Source organism: Flavobacterium fluviatile, from assembly GCF_010645065.1.
In the GTDB taxonomy this organism is placed as follows: domain Bacteria; phylum Bacteroidota; class Bacteroidia; order Flavobacteriales; family Flavobacteriaceae; genus Flavobacterium; species Flavobacterium fluviatile.
In genome coordinates, this window is record NZ_JAADZW010000091.1 from 1 (window position 1) to 755 (window position 755).

Here is a 755-nt window from a genome sequence, read left to right on the forward strand (position 1 = left end):
TTAATTCCTATTTTCGTTTAGCCGAAAAGACTCTGTTTCATAGGTTGCAAACAGCTAGAGGCGCAGGAACGTTAGGTGTAATGCCACTAGAACTAACCAAGACGAAAACATTGAAAGAAATTTGAAATGAAATCAACAGAAGTTTATAAAGAAATAAATAGCATTATTTTTCCTAATATGAAATCCAATGGATTTAAAAAAACTAAAAGTGGAATGCTAGGATATTATAAACTACTTAAAGAATTTTATTTAGTAATATGGTTTCAGTGTTCTCAGGACGGATTTGATAAATATGCTGGTTCAAAATTTATAGTAGAAATACAGATTAGCAAGACTAATGAAATAGGAAAAGGTTCAATTATTAGACGAAGAATACCATATTTTTTGACAGAAAATGATTTTGGTGAAATCGTAATAACTGAAAATCAAATTAAAGACAAATTTCAGAAACCACCGAAGACACACTATATTTTTAGTTTAGCGGAAAACGTACAAAATTGGTACTATAAAAAATTTGAGAAAACTAATACTACTTATAATGAATCTAGTGACATTTGGTTTGTATATTTTAACGAAGCAGATGTTCAAAAATGGGCGAAATTAATTGAACCAATGATAAATCGGATAGTTTGCGACTTTGAACAGACAGAATACTAAAAAGCACTACACCTAACAGCTACTCCTATGTAAAGCATCATAAAGTTATTCACAACTTTTGAGAGGGTTATATTTCGGTTGTTTTCGAGTATAAAATT

General features: G+C 29.7%; 1 protein-coding gene. It reads left to right on the forward strand.

Annotated elements, in window-relative coordinates:
* The first annotated feature begins 126 nt into the window (after positions 1-126).
* On the forward strand, positions 127-657 hold the full coding sequence (locus tag GXM17_RS21400) for a hypothetical protein (protein WP_163401542.1): 531 nt from the start codon (positions 127-129) through the stop codon (positions 655-657).
* Positions 658-755: the final 98 nt, after the last annotated feature.